The following is a 15,383-nucleotide window of genomic DNA, read 5'->3' on the forward strand; positions in this document are numbered from 1 at the left end:
ATCCATGCAAGTTGCCATTCTCATGACCCATGTGGCGATCGCCATCGCCCTGGTCGTCCTGATCCTGCTGCAGCAGGGCAAGGGCGCCGAAGCCGGTGCCGCCTTCGGTGGCGGTGCCTCCCAGACCGTGTTCGGCTCGCAGGGCAGCGGCAGCTTCCTGGCGAAGTTTACCGGGCTGCTGGCGGTGGCCTTCTTCGCCACCTCCCTGACCCTGGCCTGGTTCGCCTCCCAGGCCGGCGAGGCGCCCGAGGCCGGCATTCCCGATGCCGAGATGATCGAGCAGCAGAATGCCGTGCCGACCCTTGACGATACTGGCCGCAATGTGGATAATACGGCGCCAGTGCTGGAGGAAAGCGGCGGCTGATGTCGTCATCCAGTCTCCCCGATGCCGAAGTGGTGGAATTGGTAGACACGCTATCTTGAGGGGGTAGTGGCCTTATGGTCGTGCGGGTTCAAGTCCCGCCTTCGGCACCAACGACGAAGTGGTCGAGGCAATTTTCGGGACTTCGAAGCAGGATTGGCAGTATGCGGTGTTGCCGCTTGACGAAGCCGTCATGCGGGCTTACAATCACCGGCCTAGATTGATGCGGGGTGGAGCAGTCTGGTAGCTCGTCGGGCTCATAACCCGAAGGTCATCGGTTCAAATCCGGTCCCCGCTACCATCTTCTTGGCAGGCATGCAGATGTTGAGGGGCATGCCAGAGAGCCGAAGTGGTATACAGGTTTCTTGTGAAAGCCCCTTCCTGTGAAGGGGCTTTTTGTTAGCAGCTTGCCAGCCGGAGACGGCGGCGCTGTTCCGGGCAACGCCAATCAGCCACCTGACTCTTCTCTTCACTCCCGGCCAGGTGCCTGATGCAACGGCTGTAGGAGCTTTCTTCCGTGGCAATCAAGGATGCTGCGCTGCATGCGCTGATCGAACCGGTGGTCTCCGCCATGGGGTTCGAGCTATGGGGCATCGATCATCTGTCCCAGGGCAAACATTCTCGTCTGGTGATCTACATCGATCACCAGGACGGGGTGAGCGTGGACGATTGCGCCGATGTCAGCCGCCAGGTCAGTGCGGTGCTCGATGTCGAGGACCCTGTGCCCGGCGAGTATCGGCTGGAAGTCTCCTCGCCGGGCATGGACCGGCCGCTGTTCACCCTCGAGCAGTTCGCGCGCTACGCCGGTCATGTGGTGGCCGTGAAGCTGCGCCTGCCCTTCGACGGGCGGCGCAAGTTCCAGGGGCTGCTGGCCGGGGTCGAGAGTGACGAGGTGCTGCTGCAGATCGACGGCGAGGAATATTGCTTTCCCATCGAGGGCATCGATCAGGCGCGGGTCGTCCCGCAGTTCACGTGATGAGCTCGGTGCATAAGGACAGGTTCACTGGCGAGGCTAAGGCATGAGTAAAGAAATTCTGGCGGTCGTCGACGCGATCTCCAACGAAAAGGGGGTCCCCCGCGAGGTGATCTTCGAGGCCGTCGAGGCGGCCCTGGCCAGTGCATCGCGCAAGCGCTTCGAGGACGTGGAAGCCAGCGTGCGCGTGCACATCGACCGCGATACCGGCGACTACGAGACGTTCCGTCGCTGGGAGGTGGTCGAGGACGATGACTTCGACGGGCCCGATGCCCAGATCAAGCTCTCCTTCGCCGAACGCCGTGACCCGCCGCTGGGGCTGGGTGACGTGGTCGAGGAACGCATCGAGAACGCCTCCTTCGGCCGGATCGCCGCCCAGACCGCCAAGCAGGTCATCGTGCAGAAGGTGCGCGAGGCCGAGCGGGCCGAGGTGGTGCGCCAGTATGCCGAGCGCGAGGGTGAACTGGTCGCCGGCATCGTCAAGAAGACGACACGCGACGGCCTGATCATCGATCTCGGCGAGAATGCCGAAGCCTTCCTGCCACGCAGCGAGATGATCCCCGGCGAGCGCTACCGCATGAACGAGCGGGTCCGCGCGCTGCTGGTCAAGGTCGATCCCGAGGCGCGCGGCGCCCAGCTGATCCTGTCGCGTACCTGCCCGGAGCTGATCATCGAGCTGTTCAGCATCGAGGTGCCGGAGATCGCCGAGCAGCTCATCGAGATCAAGGGCGCGGCACGCGACCCGGGCTCGCGGGCCAAGATCGCGGTCAAGACCAACGACCGGCGCATCGATCCCGTGGGGGCCTGCGTGGGCATGCGCGGTTCCCGGGTGCAGGCGGTGTCCTCGGAGCTGCAGAACGAGCGCGTCGACATCGTGTTGTGGGACGACAATCCGGCCCAGCTGGTGATCAACGCCATGGCGCCGGCAGATGTCGCCTCGATCCTCGTCGACGAGGAGTCCCATGCCATGGATGTGGCCGTCGCCGAGGACAACCTGGCCCAGGCCATCGGCCGCAGTGGCCAGAACGTGCGCCTGGCCTCGGAGCTCACCGGATGGCGTCTCAACGTCATGACCGAGGATGAGGCCGAGGATAAGCGCGATCAGGAGATCGATAGCCTGGTCGAGCATTTCATCCAGCACCTGGACATCGACGAGGACGTGGCGCGCCTGCTGGTGGAGGAGGGCTTCACCTCCCTGGAGGAGGTCGCCTACGTGCCGGTCGAGGAGATGCTGGAGATCGAGGAGTTCGACGAGGAGACCATCGAGGAGCTGCGCGCTCGTGCCAAGGATGAACTACTGAACCTGGCCATCGCCTCCGAGGAGGAGCTCGATGGCGCCCAGCCGGCCGACGACCTGCTGGAGATGGACGGTATGGAGCGCCACCTGGCCTTCATCCTGGCCAGCCAGGGCATTGTCACCATGGAGGACCTGGCCGAGCAGTCCGTCGATGACCTGCTGGACATCGAGGGGATAGACGAGGAGCGCGCCGCGGCACTGATCATGACTGCCCGTGCGCCATGGTTCGAGAACGAACAGTAAACGGGTCACGGGCTGAGGAGGGTCGTAATGTCAGAAATGACCGTTAAGGATTTTGCAGCGAAGGTGGGGCGCGATGTGCCTCGCCTGCTGGAGCAGATGAAGGAAGCCGGGCTTGGTCAGAAGGCCGAGAGTGACGCCGTGTCCGAGGAGGACAAGCGTCAGCTACTCGACTATCTCACCAAGAGCCATGGCGGCAGCGGCGCGGGGGCGAAGAACCGCATCACCCTGACGCGCAAGACGCGCAGCCGCATCAAGACCGGTGAGCGCGGCAAGAGCATCGAGGTGCAGGTGCGCAAGAAGCGCACCTACGTCAAGCGTGCCGAGGAAGAGACCACGCCGGAGCCGGTGGAAGACGCCGGGCCGCGCCAGCTGGTGGGCGACATGGCCGATTCCCAGCAGGCCCAGGCCGCCAAGGATGCTCGCGAGGCCGAGGAAGCCAAGGCGCGTGCCGCCGAGGAGTCCGCCCGCGAGGCCGCGGCCAAGCTCGAGGCCGAGAAGGCTGCCGTCGAACCCGAGATTCCGGTGCCGGAGCTCGACACCACCCCGCCCGCGGAGGAGCCCCCGGCCCCGCCCAAGGAGGGACGTCCCGAGTCGCGCCGCGCCGCCGTCAAGAAGGCCACCACCAAGGCCGGCACCGGCAAGAAGGGCCGTGGCGAGCGTGACGAAGAGGATCGTGGTGATCGCGAGGAGCGTCGCCGTGGCGGCAAGAAGGCCAAGCGCGCCGAGCGTCGTGGCGGCCGCCGCGGTGGCCCCAGCCAGGGCGGTGGCGGCAAGCACGGCTTCCAGAAGCCGACCCAGCCGATCGTCCGCGAGGTCTCCATCCCCGAGTCGATCAGCGTCGCCGACCTGGCCGACAAGATGTCGATCAAGGCGAACGAGGTCATCAAGGCCATGTTCAACATGGGTGCGGCGGTGACCATCAACCAGACCATCGACCAGGACACCGCGGCCATCGTGGTCGAGGAGATGGGCCACAAGCCCAAGCTGGTCAAGGACGATGCGCTGGAGACCGAGGTCCTCGAGGGCATCTCCTACGAGGGCGAGGAGATCACCCGCTCGCCGGTGGTCACGGTCATGGGTCACGTCGACCACGGCAAGACCTCGCTGCTCGACTACATCCGCAAGGCCAAGGTGGCCACCGGTGAAGCCGGCGGCATCACCCAGCACATCGGTGCCTACCATGTGGAGGATGATCACGGTGGCGTGACCTTCCTGGATACCCCGGGCCACGCGGCGTTCACCGCCATGCGTGCCCGCGGTGCCAAGGCCACCGACGTGGTCGTGCTGGTGGTGGCCGCCGATGATGGCGTCATGCCCCAGACCATCGAGGCGATCGAGCACTCGCGCGCTGCCGAGGTGCCGATGGTGGTCGCGGTCAACAAGATCGACAAGCCGGGTATCGACCTGGACCGGATCAAGAACGAGCTCTCCCAGCATGGTGTCATCTCCGAACAGTGGGGTGGCGACACCCAGTTCGTGTATGTCTCCGCGCACACCGGCGAGGGCATCGAGGAGCTGCTGGAATCCATCCAGCTGGTCTCCGAGGTGCTCGAGCTCAAGGCCGTCCCCGAGGCGCCCGGCAAGGGCGTGGTGGTCGAGTCGCGCCTGGACAAGGGGCGCGGTCCGGTGGCCACGGTGCTGGTCCAGAACGGTACCCTGAAGAAGGGCGACATCGTGCTGGCCGGCCTGCACTACGGCCGTGTCCGCGCGCTGACCAACGAGCTGGGCAAGCAGGTCGACGAGGCCGGTCCGTCCAGCCCGGTGGAGATCCAGGGCCTGGGCGGCACGCCCGAGGCGGGTGACGACTTCATGGTGCTGGCCGACGAGAAGAAGGCCCGCGAGGTCGCCAACTTCCGTCAGGGCAAGTACCGCGAGGTGCGCCTGGCGCGTCAGCAGAAGGCCAAGCTGGAGAACATGTTCAGCCAGATGGGCAAGGACGTTGCCGCCAAGCTCAACATCGTGCTCAAGGCCGACGTCCAGGGTTCCCTGGAAGCCATCAAGGGCGCCCTGGAAGAGCTCTCTACCGACGAGGTGGAAGTGGCCGTGGTCTCTTCTGGCGTGGGTGGCATCACCGGTACCGACGCCAACCTGGCGCTGGCCAGTGACGCCATCGTGGTCGGCTTCAACGTGCGTGCCGATGCCGCTGCCCGCGAGATCATCGAGCGTGAAGGCCTGGACCTGCGCTACTACAGCGTCATCTACCAGCTGATCGACGAGGTCAAGCAGGCCATGAGCGGCATGCTGGCACCGGAGTGGAAGGAAGAGATCGTCGGCGTGGCCGAGGTTCGTGATGTCTTCCGTGCACCCAAGATCGGTGCCGTGGCCGGCTGCATGGTGGTCGAGGGCACCGTTCACCGCAACAAGAAGATCCGTGTGCTGCGTGACAACGTGGTCATCTACGAAGGCGAGCTCGAGTCGCTGCGCCGCTTCAAGGACGACGTCCAGGAAGTGCGCAACGGCATGGAGTGCGGCATCGGCGTGAAGAACTACAACGATGTCCAGGTCGGCGACAAGATCGAGGTCTTCGATCAGGTCAAGGTCGAGCGGACCCTCTAAGGCCCCTAGGAGTCGACCATGCGGGAATTCAAGCGTACCGACCGGGTTGCCGACCAGCTCCAGAAGGAGCTGGCGGTGCTCATCCAGCGCGAGGTCAAGGATCCACGGCTGGGCATGGTTACCGTCAGCGGCGTCGAGGTCAGCCGTGACCTTGGCTATGCCGACGTCCACGTGACTCTGCTGGGCGAGCAGACCCCGGAGCGCATCAAGGAGAACCTGGCGGTGCTCAAGCGGGCCGCCGGTTTCCTGCGCAGCCAGATCGCCCGGCGGATCAAGCTGCGCCATGTGCCGGAACTGCGCTTCCACTACGACGAGAGCGTGGTGCGCGGCCAACGGCTGTCGTCGCTGATCGACGAGGCTGTCGCCAGCGACCGCGACCTGCATGACGAGGCGTCGGAGGACGACGCCTCCGAGGGCGGGAGCGAGCGCGACTGATGGCACGGCGACGTCGCGGACTGCCGGTGAACGGTGTGCTGCTGCTGGACAAGCCTGCAGGGGCGTCCAGCAACCATGTCCTGCAGCGGGCGAGGCGCCTGTTCCAGGCCCAGAAGGCAGGCCATACGGGAACCCTGGATCCCATGGCCACCGGCTTGCTGCCGATGTGTTTCGGTGAGGCGACCAAGTTCTCCGCCCACCTGCTGGAGGCCGATAAGGTCTACCGCACCCGGGTGGAGCTCGGCGTGATCACCGACACCGGTGATGCCGAGGGCGAGGTGGTCGAGCGCCGCGAGGTGCCCCGCCTGACCGAGGCCGATGTGGCGGGCGTGGTCGCGCGCTTCCGCGGTGAGATCGATCAGGTGCCGCCGATGTACTCGGCACTCAAGCGCCAGGGGCGCAAGCTCTACGAGCTGGCCCGCGAGGGCAAGTCGATCGAGCGTGCAGCCAGGCGCGTGACGGTGTATGATGCGCGCTTTCTTGCCCATGCCGACACCGCCTTCGAACTCGAAGTGCGCGTCAGCAAGGGCACTTATATCCGTACCCTGGCCGAGGACATCGGCCAGGCCCTGGGCTGCGGAGCGCACATCAGCATGCTGCGCCGCCTGGCGACGGGCCCCTTCACGAGCGAGGGCATGCTGACCCTCGGCGCGCTGGAGGCCTTGCCCGGCCAGGCCGAGCGCGAGGCGGTGCTACTGCCCGTCGACGTGCTGGTCGACCACCTGCCGCGGCTCGAGGTCGATGCCGCGGTGGCCAGCCGACTGACCCATGGCCAGTCGGCTCGGGTCGAGGCCGGCGAGCTGGCTGGGGGCGAGACGGCAAGACTCTACTGCGACGGGGCCTTCCTAGGTCTCGGCGTGGTGGCGGGGCCACAGGAGGTGGCGCCGAAACGGCTGCTGAGCAGCGCAGCCGATTGAAGGAAAAGACGCCCGAGACTGCAAATATGCGTGGTCTCACACACTTATCATTCAGGCATATTGATTACTGGAGAGACAGATGGCACTGACAGCCGAGCAGAAGTCCACAATCGTCAGCGAGTACGGCCGTGTCGAGAACGACACCGGTTCCCCCGAAGTGCAGGTGGCCCTGCTGAGCGCCAACATCGATGGCCTGCAGGATCACTTCAAGACCAACAAGCAGGATCACCACTCCCGTCGTGGCCTGATTCGCATGGTCAACCAGCGCCGCAAGCTGCTGGACTACCTGAAGCGCAAGGATTTCGAGCGCTATCAGTCGCTTATCCAGAGTCTGGGCCTGCGTCGCTAAGCGACGTATCCCACGCGGTAACGAAACGGGCAGCCTTCGGGCTGCCCGTTTCGCGTCAAGGGGCGGAAATCTCGCTAACCGGTGGCCGCTGCGGGCGTCAACCCCTAAAATGGTCGCCGAGTCAAAACGAACCAAACATCGAAAAGTTGAAGGAAGTCGCCGTGAATCCGGTCAAGAAAACGTTTCAGTACGGTCGCAGCACCGTCACCCTGGAAACCGGGCGCATCGCCCGCCAGGCCACCGGTGCCGTGATGGTCACCATGGACGACACTGTGGTGCTGTGCACCGTGGTGGCCAAGAAAGAGGCCAATCCCGCTCAGCCCTTCTTCCCGCTGGGGGTGTTCTATCAGGAGAAGACCTACGCGGTCGGCAAGATTCCCGGCGGCTTCTTCAAGCGCGAGGGGCGTCCCACCGAGAAGGAGACCCTCACCTCGCGGCTGATCGATCGCCCGATCCGTCCGCTCTTCCCCAAGGGCTTCATGAACGAGGTGCAGGTGGTCTGCTCGGTGCTCTCCACCGACCGCAACCATGACCCGGACATCGCCGCGATGCTCGGCACCTCCGCCGCCCTGGCCATCTCCGGCGTGCCCTTCAGCGGGCCGATCGGCGGCGCGCGCGTGGGCTTCACCGAGGACAATGGCTACTTCCTCAACCCCACCGTCGAGGAGCTGACCGGCTCCGAGCTCAACATGGTGGTCGCCGGAACCGAGAAGGCGGTGCTGATGGTCGAGTCTGAGGCCAACGAGCTGCTCGAGGACGAGATGCTCGGCGCCGTGCTCTATGCCCATCAGGAGATGCAGGTGGCCATCCAGGCCATCAATGAGCTGACCGCCGAGGCCGGCAAGCCGAAGTGGGACTGGCAGCCCCCCGCCGAGAACGCCGCCCTCAAGGGTGCCATGGTCGATGCCTTCGAACAGAAGGTCGGCGAGGCCTATCGCATCACCGACAAGATGGCCCGCCAGGATGCCCTCGCCGCCCTCAAGGAGCAGGCGGTCGGGCAGTTCGCCGGCGAGGAAGAGGGCAAGCACGACACCAACGAGGTCAAGGGCGCCTTCGCCGGCCTGGAGAAGCGCGTGGTGCGTTCGCGGGTGGTCAAGGGCGAGCCGCGCATCGACGGGCGCGACCACAAGACCGTGCGTCCGCTGGATATTGAGGTCGGCACCCTGCCCAAGACCCATGGCTCGGCGATCTTCACCCGCGGCGAGACCCAGGCGATCGTCATCGCTACGCTGGGCACCCTGCGCGACGCCCAGCTGATCGAGTCGCTGGAGGGCGAGCGCAAGGACCGCTTCCTGCTGCACTACAACTTCCCCCCCTACAGCGTGGGCGAGACTGGCTTCATGGGCGGTCCCAAGCGCCGCGAGATCGGCCACGGCCGCCTGGCACGCCGCGGTGTGCAGGCGATGCTGCCCGATGACGCCGACTTCCCCTACACCATTCGCGTGGTTTCCGAGATCACCGAGTCCAACGGCTCGAGCTCCATGGCCTCCGTGTGCGGCGCGTCGCTGGCGCTGATGGACGCTGGCGTGCCGATGAAGGCCCCGGTGGCCGGCATCGCCATGGGCCTGGTCAAGGATGAGGACGGCTTCGCGGTGCTGACCGACATCCTGGGTGACGAGGACCACCTCGGCGATATGGACTTCAAGGTGGCCGGCTCCGCCGCCGGCGTCACCGCGTTGCAGATGGACATCAAGATCGAGGGCATCAACGAGGAGATCATGGAGGTGGCCCTGCAGCAGGCCTATGACGCCCGCCAGCAGATCCTCGAGCAGATGAGCGCGGTGATCGCCCAGAGCCGTGCCGAGGTCTCCGAGAACGCGCCTTCCATGGCGACCATCAAGATCGACCCGGAGAAGATCCGCGACGTCATCGGCAAGGGCGGCGCCACCATCCGCAAGATCTGCGAGGAAACCGGCGCCTCCATCGACCTGGACGACGACGGCACCGTGCGCATCTACGCCGAGGACAAGTCGGCGGCCAAGGCGGCCATCGACACTGTGCTGGCGATCACTGCCGAGCCCGAAATCGGCAAGCTCTACCGCGGCAAGGTGGTGCGCATCGCCGACTTCGGCGCCTTCGTCAACATCATGCCGGGCACCGACGGCCTGGTGCACATCTCCCAGATCGTGCCGGAGCGGGTCAACGACGTGCGCGACTTCCTCAACGAGGGTGACGAGCCCATCGTCAAGGTGCTCGACATCGACAACCGCAACCGGGTGAAGCTCACCATCAAGGAGATGACCCCGGAAGAGAAGGCGGCGTTCGAAGCCGCTGAGGCGGAGCCTCAGCTTTGAGCTGTAAGCCTTAAGCCGTAAGAAAAACCCTCCATGGTCCAGCCGTGGAGGGTTTTCCAATTGAGGGTGGCAAACCAAGGAGAAGCCCTTGTGGAACTCGTCCACACGGGCTTCTCAATAGTGCTTACAGCTTACAGCTTACAGCTTACAGCTTACAGCTCGCGCGCAGCGCGGCTTAGCGCTCGATGGCCAGCGCCACGCCCTGGCCGCCGCCGATGCACAGGGTGGCCAGGCCCTTCTTGGCATCGCGGGCGATCATCTCGTGGACCAGGGTCACCAGGATGCGGCAGCCGGAGGCGCCGATGGGATGGCCGATGGCGATGGCGCCACCGTTGACGTTGATCTTGCTGACATCCCAACCCAGCTCCTTGTTGACGGCGAGGGCCTGGGCGGCGAAGGCCTCGTTGGCCTCGACCAGGTCCAGATCGTCCAGGCTCCAGCCGGCCTTCTCGAGGCAGCGCCGAGTCGCCGGGGCCGGGCCGATGCCCATGATCGAGGGGTCGACGCCGGCATTGCTGTAGGCCTTGATGCGGGCCAGCGGCTCGAGGCCCAGCGCCTTGGCCTTGTCGGCGGAGCAGAGCATCACCACGGCGGCCCCGTCGTTGATGGAGGAAGCGTTGCCGGCGGTGACGGTGCCGTCCTTCTTGAAGGCCGGACGCATGGTGCCGAGCTTCTCGGCGCTCACGTCACGCGGGCCCTCGTCGGTGTCGAAGACCAGCGGGTCGCCCTTGCGCTGGGGGATCTCCACCGGGACGATCTGGCCCTTGAACTTGCCCTCCTTGATGGCCGCGCTGGCCTTCTGCTGGGAGCCGGCGGCGAACTCGTCCATCGCCTCGCGGGTGATGCCGTACTTCTCCGCCAGGTTCTCGGCCGTGATGCCCATATGGTAGTTGTTGAAGGCATCCCACAGGCCGTCGTGGACCATGGTGTCGATGGCCTTCCAGTCACCCATGCGCTGGCCGGTACGCGAGTTGGGCAGTACGTGGGGCGAGGCGGACATGTTCTCCTGGCCGCCGGCGAGGATCAGCTCGGCATCGCCGCAGCGGATCGCCTGGGTGGCCAGGTGCAGGGCCTTGAGGCCCGATCCGCAGACCTTGTTGATGGTCATGGCCGGCACGGCATCCGGCAGGCCGGCCTTGATGGAGGCCTGGCGGGCGGGGTTCTGGCCGACCCCGGCGGTGAGCACCTGGCCGAGCAGTACCTCGTCGACCTGGTCCCCGGCGACGCCGGTGGTGGACAGGATGTCCTTGATGACATGGGCACCCAGGTCGCTGGCGGGAATGCCGGCCAGGGAGCCGCCGAAGGTGCCGACGGCGGTGCGGCGAGCGGCAACGATTACCACGTCTTGGTCTTGCATGGGCTGAGCCTCCTGAGCGTGTTATACGGCATCGCGGTCGTGTCGGAAAACGGCCGGCGTTGGGCCGGTTTTCCACCAAGGCCGGAGACCCAGCATAGGGGAGGCTTGTGCGTCGCGGCAATGTTTCCATGGCCGAATGCGCGGGGAGGCGCCGGGGGGAGGGCAAGGCGGGCAGTGCGGCACCCCGCGGGGTGCCTGGCAGGCGGGTGTCAGGCCAGCTGTACGGGGATGGCGTTGCTGGTGTGGCTGATGACATTGCCTTCCTGGAGGTAGACCAGGGCCGGCGCGTGCGCCTCGAGCTCCGCGTCGCTGTAGTGGGCATAACTGCAGATGATCACGCGCTGCCCTTCACTCGCCAGGTGAGCCGCGGCACCGTTCACCGAGATGATCCTCGAGCCCTCTTCCGCGCGGATGGCGTAGGTGGTGAAGCGTTGCCCATTCTCGACGTTGTAGAGCTGGATCTGCTCGTTCTCGCGGATACCGGACAAGTCGAGCAACTCGCCGTCGATGGCGCAGGAGCCCTCGTAGTTGAGCACGGCATGGGTGACACGGGCCATGTGCAGCTTGGCCTTGAGCATGATGGTCTGCATGAAGCGAAGGTTCCTCTGTGTGACGGCGCCAGGCCCTCAGCGTGGCAGGGTCAGGCTCAGGTTATCGATCAGTCGGGTCGGGCCCAGGCGCGCCGCGGCGAGTAGCACGGCGTCGCGGGTGTTCGCGGTGACCGGCTCCAGGTCGGCGGTGCGAAGCTCCAGATAGTCCGGCGCGAAGCCGGCCTCCCTCAGCCGGGCGAGGCCGTCGGCCAGGGTGTCGTCGCTGTCGGCGCCGGCCTCCAGGGCATCGCGTAGCGTGCACAGGGTGCGGTAGAGCGCCGGGGCAGTGGCGCGCTGGGCGGCATCCAGGTAGCCGTTGCGCGAGGAGAGGGCCAGGCCGTCTGCGGCGCGCACGATGGGTACGCCGACGATCTCCACGGGGACGTGAAGGTCGGCCACCAGGCGGCGGATCACCGCCAGCTGCTGGTAGTCCTTCTCGCCGAAGCAGGCCACATCGGGCTGCACCAGGTGGAAGAGCATGGTGACGATGGTAGCGACGCCATCGAAGTGCCCGGGCCGGTCGCCACCGCAGAGCCCCTCGCTGACCTCGGGCACGCAGACCCGGGTCTGGGCCGCCAGGCTACGCGGGTAGACGGCCGTCGTCGCGGGGGCGAACAGCAGGTCGCAGCCGGCCGCCTCGAGCTGTGCCTGGTCCTCGGCGAGGGTGCGCGGGTAGGCGTCCAGGTCCTCGCCGGCACCGAACTGCAGCGGGTTGACGAAGATGGTCGCCACCACCACGTCGCCTCGGCGACGCGCCTGTGCCACCAGGGCCAGGTGGCCGTCGTGCAGGTTGCCCATGGTCGGCACCAGGGCGACGCGCTGGCCGCGGCGCCGGCACTCGTTCAGGGCCTCGCGCAGGGGCGGAATCTCTCGCAGGGTACGCATCGCGGCGAGCTCCTCGAAACGCGGCTTAGAAACAGTGTGCTTGGGCGGGGAAGCGACGGGCCTTGACGTCCTCGTGGTAGCGGCGGAAGGCACCCGGGATATCGTCGGCATCCACCATGAAGTTCTTGACGAAGCGCGGCGTGCGGCCGTGGGTCACCCCCAGCACGTCGTGCATCACCAGGATCTGGCCGTCGGTGTCGGGGCCGGCGCCGATGCCGATCACCGGCACCTCCAGCGCCGCGCTCACCGCCCGGCCCAGGCTTGCCGGCACGCACTCCAGCAGGATCACCGAGGCGCCGGCCTCGGCCAGCGCGCGGGCATCCTCGAGGATCCGGGTCGCCTGCTCGGCCTCGCGGCCCTGCACCTTGTAGCCGCCCAGCCGATAGACCGACTGGGGCGTCAGGCCGAGGTGGGCGCAGACCGGCACGCCACGCCGGGTCAGCTCGCGGATGCCGTCGGCCATCCAGGCCTCGCCCTCGACCTTGACCAGCTCGGCCCCGGCGCGCATCAGCTCGCCGGCATCCTGGAGCAGGCGCTCGGTGCTCGAGTTGCTCATGAAGGGCAGGTCGACCATCAGCAGGCTCGCGCCCTTGCCGCGGGCCACGCAGCGGGTGTGGTAGCAGACCTCGTCGAGGGTCACCGGCAGGGTGCTGGCGTGGCCCTGCAGGACCATGCCCAGGGAGTCGCCCACCAGCAGCACCTCGATGCCCGCCTCTCCGGCCGCCCGGGCGAAGGAGGCGTCGTAGGCGGTCAGGCAGCTGAACGGCTCACCGGCGCGCTTGAAGGCCTGCAGCGTGCTCAGGGTGACGGTTTTCATGGCGTGCTCTCATCGTCGGGTCGTGGGAGGCCTCTGGCGGGCCTGCCTCGGTGTAACCTGAGATTGTTACCCGAATCATGCCGAGGTGTCGATAGGTAACAGTGCGGAGTGTTCTTCAGTCCTGCGGTAACATCGGCCGCAGGTTTCGGGTGTCGAGCCCGGCGGCCCGGTGCGCCAGGGGCTGACCGTCGAATACCAGGCTCGGGGCCAGCTCGGCCAGCGGGACCAGCACGAAGGCGCGCCGGGCCATCTCCGGGTGGGGCAGCGTCAGCCGTGGCAGCGTGACCCGCTGGTCATCGAAGAGTAGCAGGTCCAGGTCCAGGGTCCGGGGGCCCCAGCGCCGGCGGCGTACGCGGCCATGGCGCTGTTCCAGGGCCTGCAGCTGGTCGAGCAGGGCGAGCGGCGAGAGCCGCGTCGCCAGGAGTGCCACGGCATTGATGTAGTCGGGCTGGTCGGCGGGTCCCAGCGGCGCGCTGGCATAGAGCCGCGAGGCGGCGATGCGACGGGTCAGGGGGAGGCGGTCGAGCTCGCCAAGGGCGCGCTCGACATGCTCCCGCGGGCCGTCGAGGTTGCTGCCCAGGCCGATCCAGGCATGCTGCCGCGGCGGGCTCATGTGTCGCTCGCGGGGCCCCGCGGCTTTCGGCGGCGACGCCGGCGCTTGCGCGGCTGGCCGCTACCCGCCGGGTCGGCGCCGACCTTGCCCAGCAGGCGCCGCTGCTCGTGCTCGTCGGCCTGCTGGAAGGCGGTCCACCAGTCACCCAGGCCGGGTGTGATCTCGCCGGCGCCTTCGCGCAGCAGCAGGAAGTCGTAGGCGGCCCGGAAGCGCGGGTGCTCGCGGGTCTGGAAGACGCGCTTGCCGCGGCGCAGCGGCAGCCGCTGCTGCAGGTCCCAGATGTCGCGCATCGGCAGGCTGAAGCGCTTGGGGATGGAGATGTGCTGGAGCTGGCGCGAGACCACCTGCTGGGACGCCGCCTGGAGTGCGGGGATGGGCGGCATGCCGTCGGCCTCGAGGATCGCTTGGCGCTGCTGGACGGGGGCCCAGAGCAGGGCGGCGAACAGGAAGGCCGGCGTCACCGGGCGGTCCTCGGCGATGCGCCGATCGGTGCTCTCCAGCGCCAGCTCGACCAGGCGCTCGGCCCAAGGCAGCTCCTCCATGGCCTCGTCGGCCTCGGGGAAGAGCATCGCGAACAGCCCGTAGTGGCGCAGCAGGTGGAAGGTGGCGACGCCCTGGCCGGCCATGAACAGCTTGAGGATCTCGTCGAACAGCCGTGCCGGGGGAATCTGCAGCAGCAGCGGCGCGGCGTCGTGGATCGGCGCCTCGGTGGCCGGGTCGAGGTGGAAGTCGAGCTTGGCGGCGAAGCGCACCGCCCTGAGCATCCTCACCGGGTCCTCGCGATAGCGGGTGGCCGGGTCGCCGATCAGCCGCAGGGTGCGGGCCTCGATGTCGTGCACGCCGTCGGCGAAGTCGTGGATCGAGAAGTCGGCGATGCTGTAATAGAGGGCATTGACGGTGAAGTCGCGGCGCAGGGCGTCTTCCGCGATGTTGCCCCAGACATTGTCGCGCAGTAGCAGGCCATCGTCCGACTGCTGGGAGATATGGTCGGCATGGTCTTCGCCCGGCTTGCCCCGGAAGGTGGTGACCTCGATCACCTCGCGACCGAAGCGGACATGCACGATGCGGAAGCGCCGGCCGATGATGCGCGAGTTGCGGAACAGGTCCTTGACCTGCTCCGGCGTGGCATCCGTGGCGACATCGAAGTCCTTGGGCATGTGGCCGAGCAGCGCATCGCGGATACACCCGCCCACCAGGAAGGCCTGGAAGCCTGCATTGTGAAGCCGGTAGAGCACCTTGAGGGCGGCGTCGCTGAAGTGCTGACGCGAGACAGGGTGTTCCTGGCGGGGAATGATGCGCGGCCCGGTGCTGCCGGCCGGCGCATCCTGAGGGCCGAATAGCGACTTGATGCGCTCGCCCGGACTCTGCAAAAAGCGGGTAAAACCTTTGATCATGCGACGATATCGACTCGCGGGACGCGGAAAGCGTTGAGTGTAGCGGACCACTGACACCTTGCAAAGCGCGACACGGTGGCGGGGAGCTTACGGAAAGCAGAAAGGGGAGGCCATTGGCCTCCCCTGTAAGCAGGATGCAGCATCCCTGCTGCTGATTCTTCTTCGTGATGGCGCATCGCCCTGAATACGCACCACAGTCACCAAGGAGTGTTCAGGCAAGCGGTGTTGTTATGTTTGTTGGTGCTCCTGACGGCGACCGTCTCGTATTCAAAACAATAGTCCAACCACGACGGCATGGAATA

14 protein-coding genes and 2 tRNA genes are annotated in these 15,383 nt (G+C 66.6%); 10 read left to right on the forward strand and 6 right to left on the reverse strand.

The features are described 5' to 3' along the window. Positions 1-4 precede the first annotated feature (4 nt). The 10 genes from secG (at position 5) to pnp (ending at position 9,425) form a co-directional block, all read left to right on the forward strand. Complete coding sequence (gene secG, locus OP497_RS12525; protein WP_280548880.1) at positions 5-364, forward strand: preprotein translocase subunit SecG; 360 nt, start codon at positions 5-7, stop codon at positions 362-364. Positions 365-387: 23 nt separating this feature from the next. Further along, positions 388-474 (forward strand) — tRNA-Leu (locus OP497_RS12530). A 111-nt stretch (positions 475-585) separates the two neighbouring features. Then, positions 586-662 (forward strand) — tRNA-Met (locus tag OP497_RS12535). 216 nt (positions 663-878) lie between these two features. After that, a complete protein-coding gene (gene rimP / locus OP497_RS12540) occupies positions 879-1,337 on the forward strand; it encodes a ribosome maturation factor RimP (RefSeq protein WP_280548882.1) in 459 nt (152 codons plus the stop codon). 43 nt (positions 1,338-1,380) lie between these two features. Beyond that, the gene (nusA, locus tag OP497_RS12545; protein WP_280548884.1) at positions 1,381-2,874 is read left to right on the forward strand and encodes a transcription termination factor NusA; all 1,494 of its coding nucleotides are present in this window, start codon (positions 1,381-1,383) and stop codon (positions 2,872-2,874) included. 27 nt (positions 2,875-2,901) lie between these two features. Beyond that, entirely contained in the window at positions 2,902-5,430 is a 2,529-nt protein-coding gene (infB, locus tag OP497_RS12550) for a translation initiation factor IF-2 (protein ID WP_280548886.1), read from the forward strand. Positions 5,431-5,448: 18 nt separating this feature from the next. Further along, positions 5,449-5,865, forward strand: coding sequence for a 30S ribosome-binding factor RbfA (gene rbfA, locus OP497_RS12555; RefSeq protein ID WP_280548888.1), 417 nt, complete (start codon positions 5,449-5,451; stop codon positions 5,863-5,865). Next, positions 5,865-6,782 carry a tRNA pseudouridine(55) synthase TruB gene (gene truB / locus OP497_RS12560; RefSeq protein WP_280548890.1) on the forward strand — a complete coding sequence of 306 codons (918 nt, stop codon included), beginning with the start codon at positions 5,865-5,867 and terminating at the stop codon, positions 6,780-6,782. The genes rbfA and truB overlap by 1 nt, the downstream gene beginning before the upstream one ends. 79 nt (positions 6,783-6,861) lie before the next feature. Beyond that, entirely contained in the window at positions 6,862-7,131 is a 270-nt protein-coding gene (gene rpsO, locus OP497_RS12565; protein WP_280548892.1) for a 30S ribosomal protein S15, read from the forward strand. Between the two features lie 161 nt (positions 7,132-7,292). Then, positions 7,293-9,425: a polyribonucleotide nucleotidyltransferase gene (gene pnp, locus OP497_RS12570; protein WP_280548894.1), complete on the forward strand. Its 2,133-nt coding sequence runs from the start codon at positions 7,293-7,295 to the stop codon at positions 9,423-9,425. A gap of 175 nt (positions 9,426-9,600) precedes the next feature. Here pnp and OP497_RS12575 read toward each other — a convergent pair whose 3' ends face one another. The 6 genes from OP497_RS12575 to pcnB all read right to left on the reverse strand — a co-directional run bounded on the left by OP497_RS12575 (position 9,601) and on the right by pcnB (position 15,081). Beyond that, positions 9,601-10,782, reverse strand: a complete 1,182-nt coding sequence (locus OP497_RS12575; protein WP_280548896.1) for an acetyl-CoA C-acetyltransferase — start codon at positions 10,780-10,782, stop codon at positions 9,601-9,603. A 209-nt stretch (positions 10,783-10,991) separates the two neighbouring features. Then, positions 10,992-11,372 (reverse strand): aspartate 1-decarboxylase, encoded by a 381-nt coding sequence (gene panD / locus OP497_RS12580; protein WP_280548898.1) that lies wholly within the window; start codon positions 11,370-11,372, stop codon positions 10,992-10,994. Positions 11,373-11,408: 36 nt separating this feature from the next. Then, a complete protein-coding gene (gene panC / locus OP497_RS12585) occupies positions 11,409-12,257 on the reverse strand; it encodes a pantoate--beta-alanine ligase (protein ID WP_280548901.1) in 849 nt (282 codons plus the stop codon). 25 nt (positions 12,258-12,282) lie between these two features. After that, entirely contained in the window at positions 12,283-13,074 is a 792-nt protein-coding gene (gene panB, locus OP497_RS12590) for a 3-methyl-2-oxobutanoate hydroxymethyltransferase (protein ID WP_280548903.1), read from the reverse strand. A gap of 115 nt (positions 13,075-13,189) precedes the next feature. Further along, the gene (gene folK, locus OP497_RS12595) at positions 13,190-13,687 is read right to left on the reverse strand and encodes a 2-amino-4-hydroxy-6-hydroxymethyldihydropteridine diphosphokinase (protein ID WP_280548905.1); all 498 of its coding nucleotides are present in this window, start codon (positions 13,685-13,687) and stop codon (positions 13,190-13,192) included. Beyond that, entirely contained in the window at positions 13,684-15,081 is a 1,398-nt protein-coding gene (gene pcnB, locus OP497_RS12600; protein WP_280548907.1) for a polynucleotide adenylyltransferase PcnB, read from the reverse strand. Before pcnB ends, folK begins: the two co-directional genes overlap by 4 nt. Positions 15,082-15,383 lie beyond the last annotated feature (302 nt).

Origin of the sequence: Halomonas sp. 11-S5 (assembly GCF_029889825.1) — a bacterium.
Lineage (GTDB): Bacteria > Pseudomonadota > Gammaproteobacteria > Pseudomonadales > Halomonadaceae > Halomonas.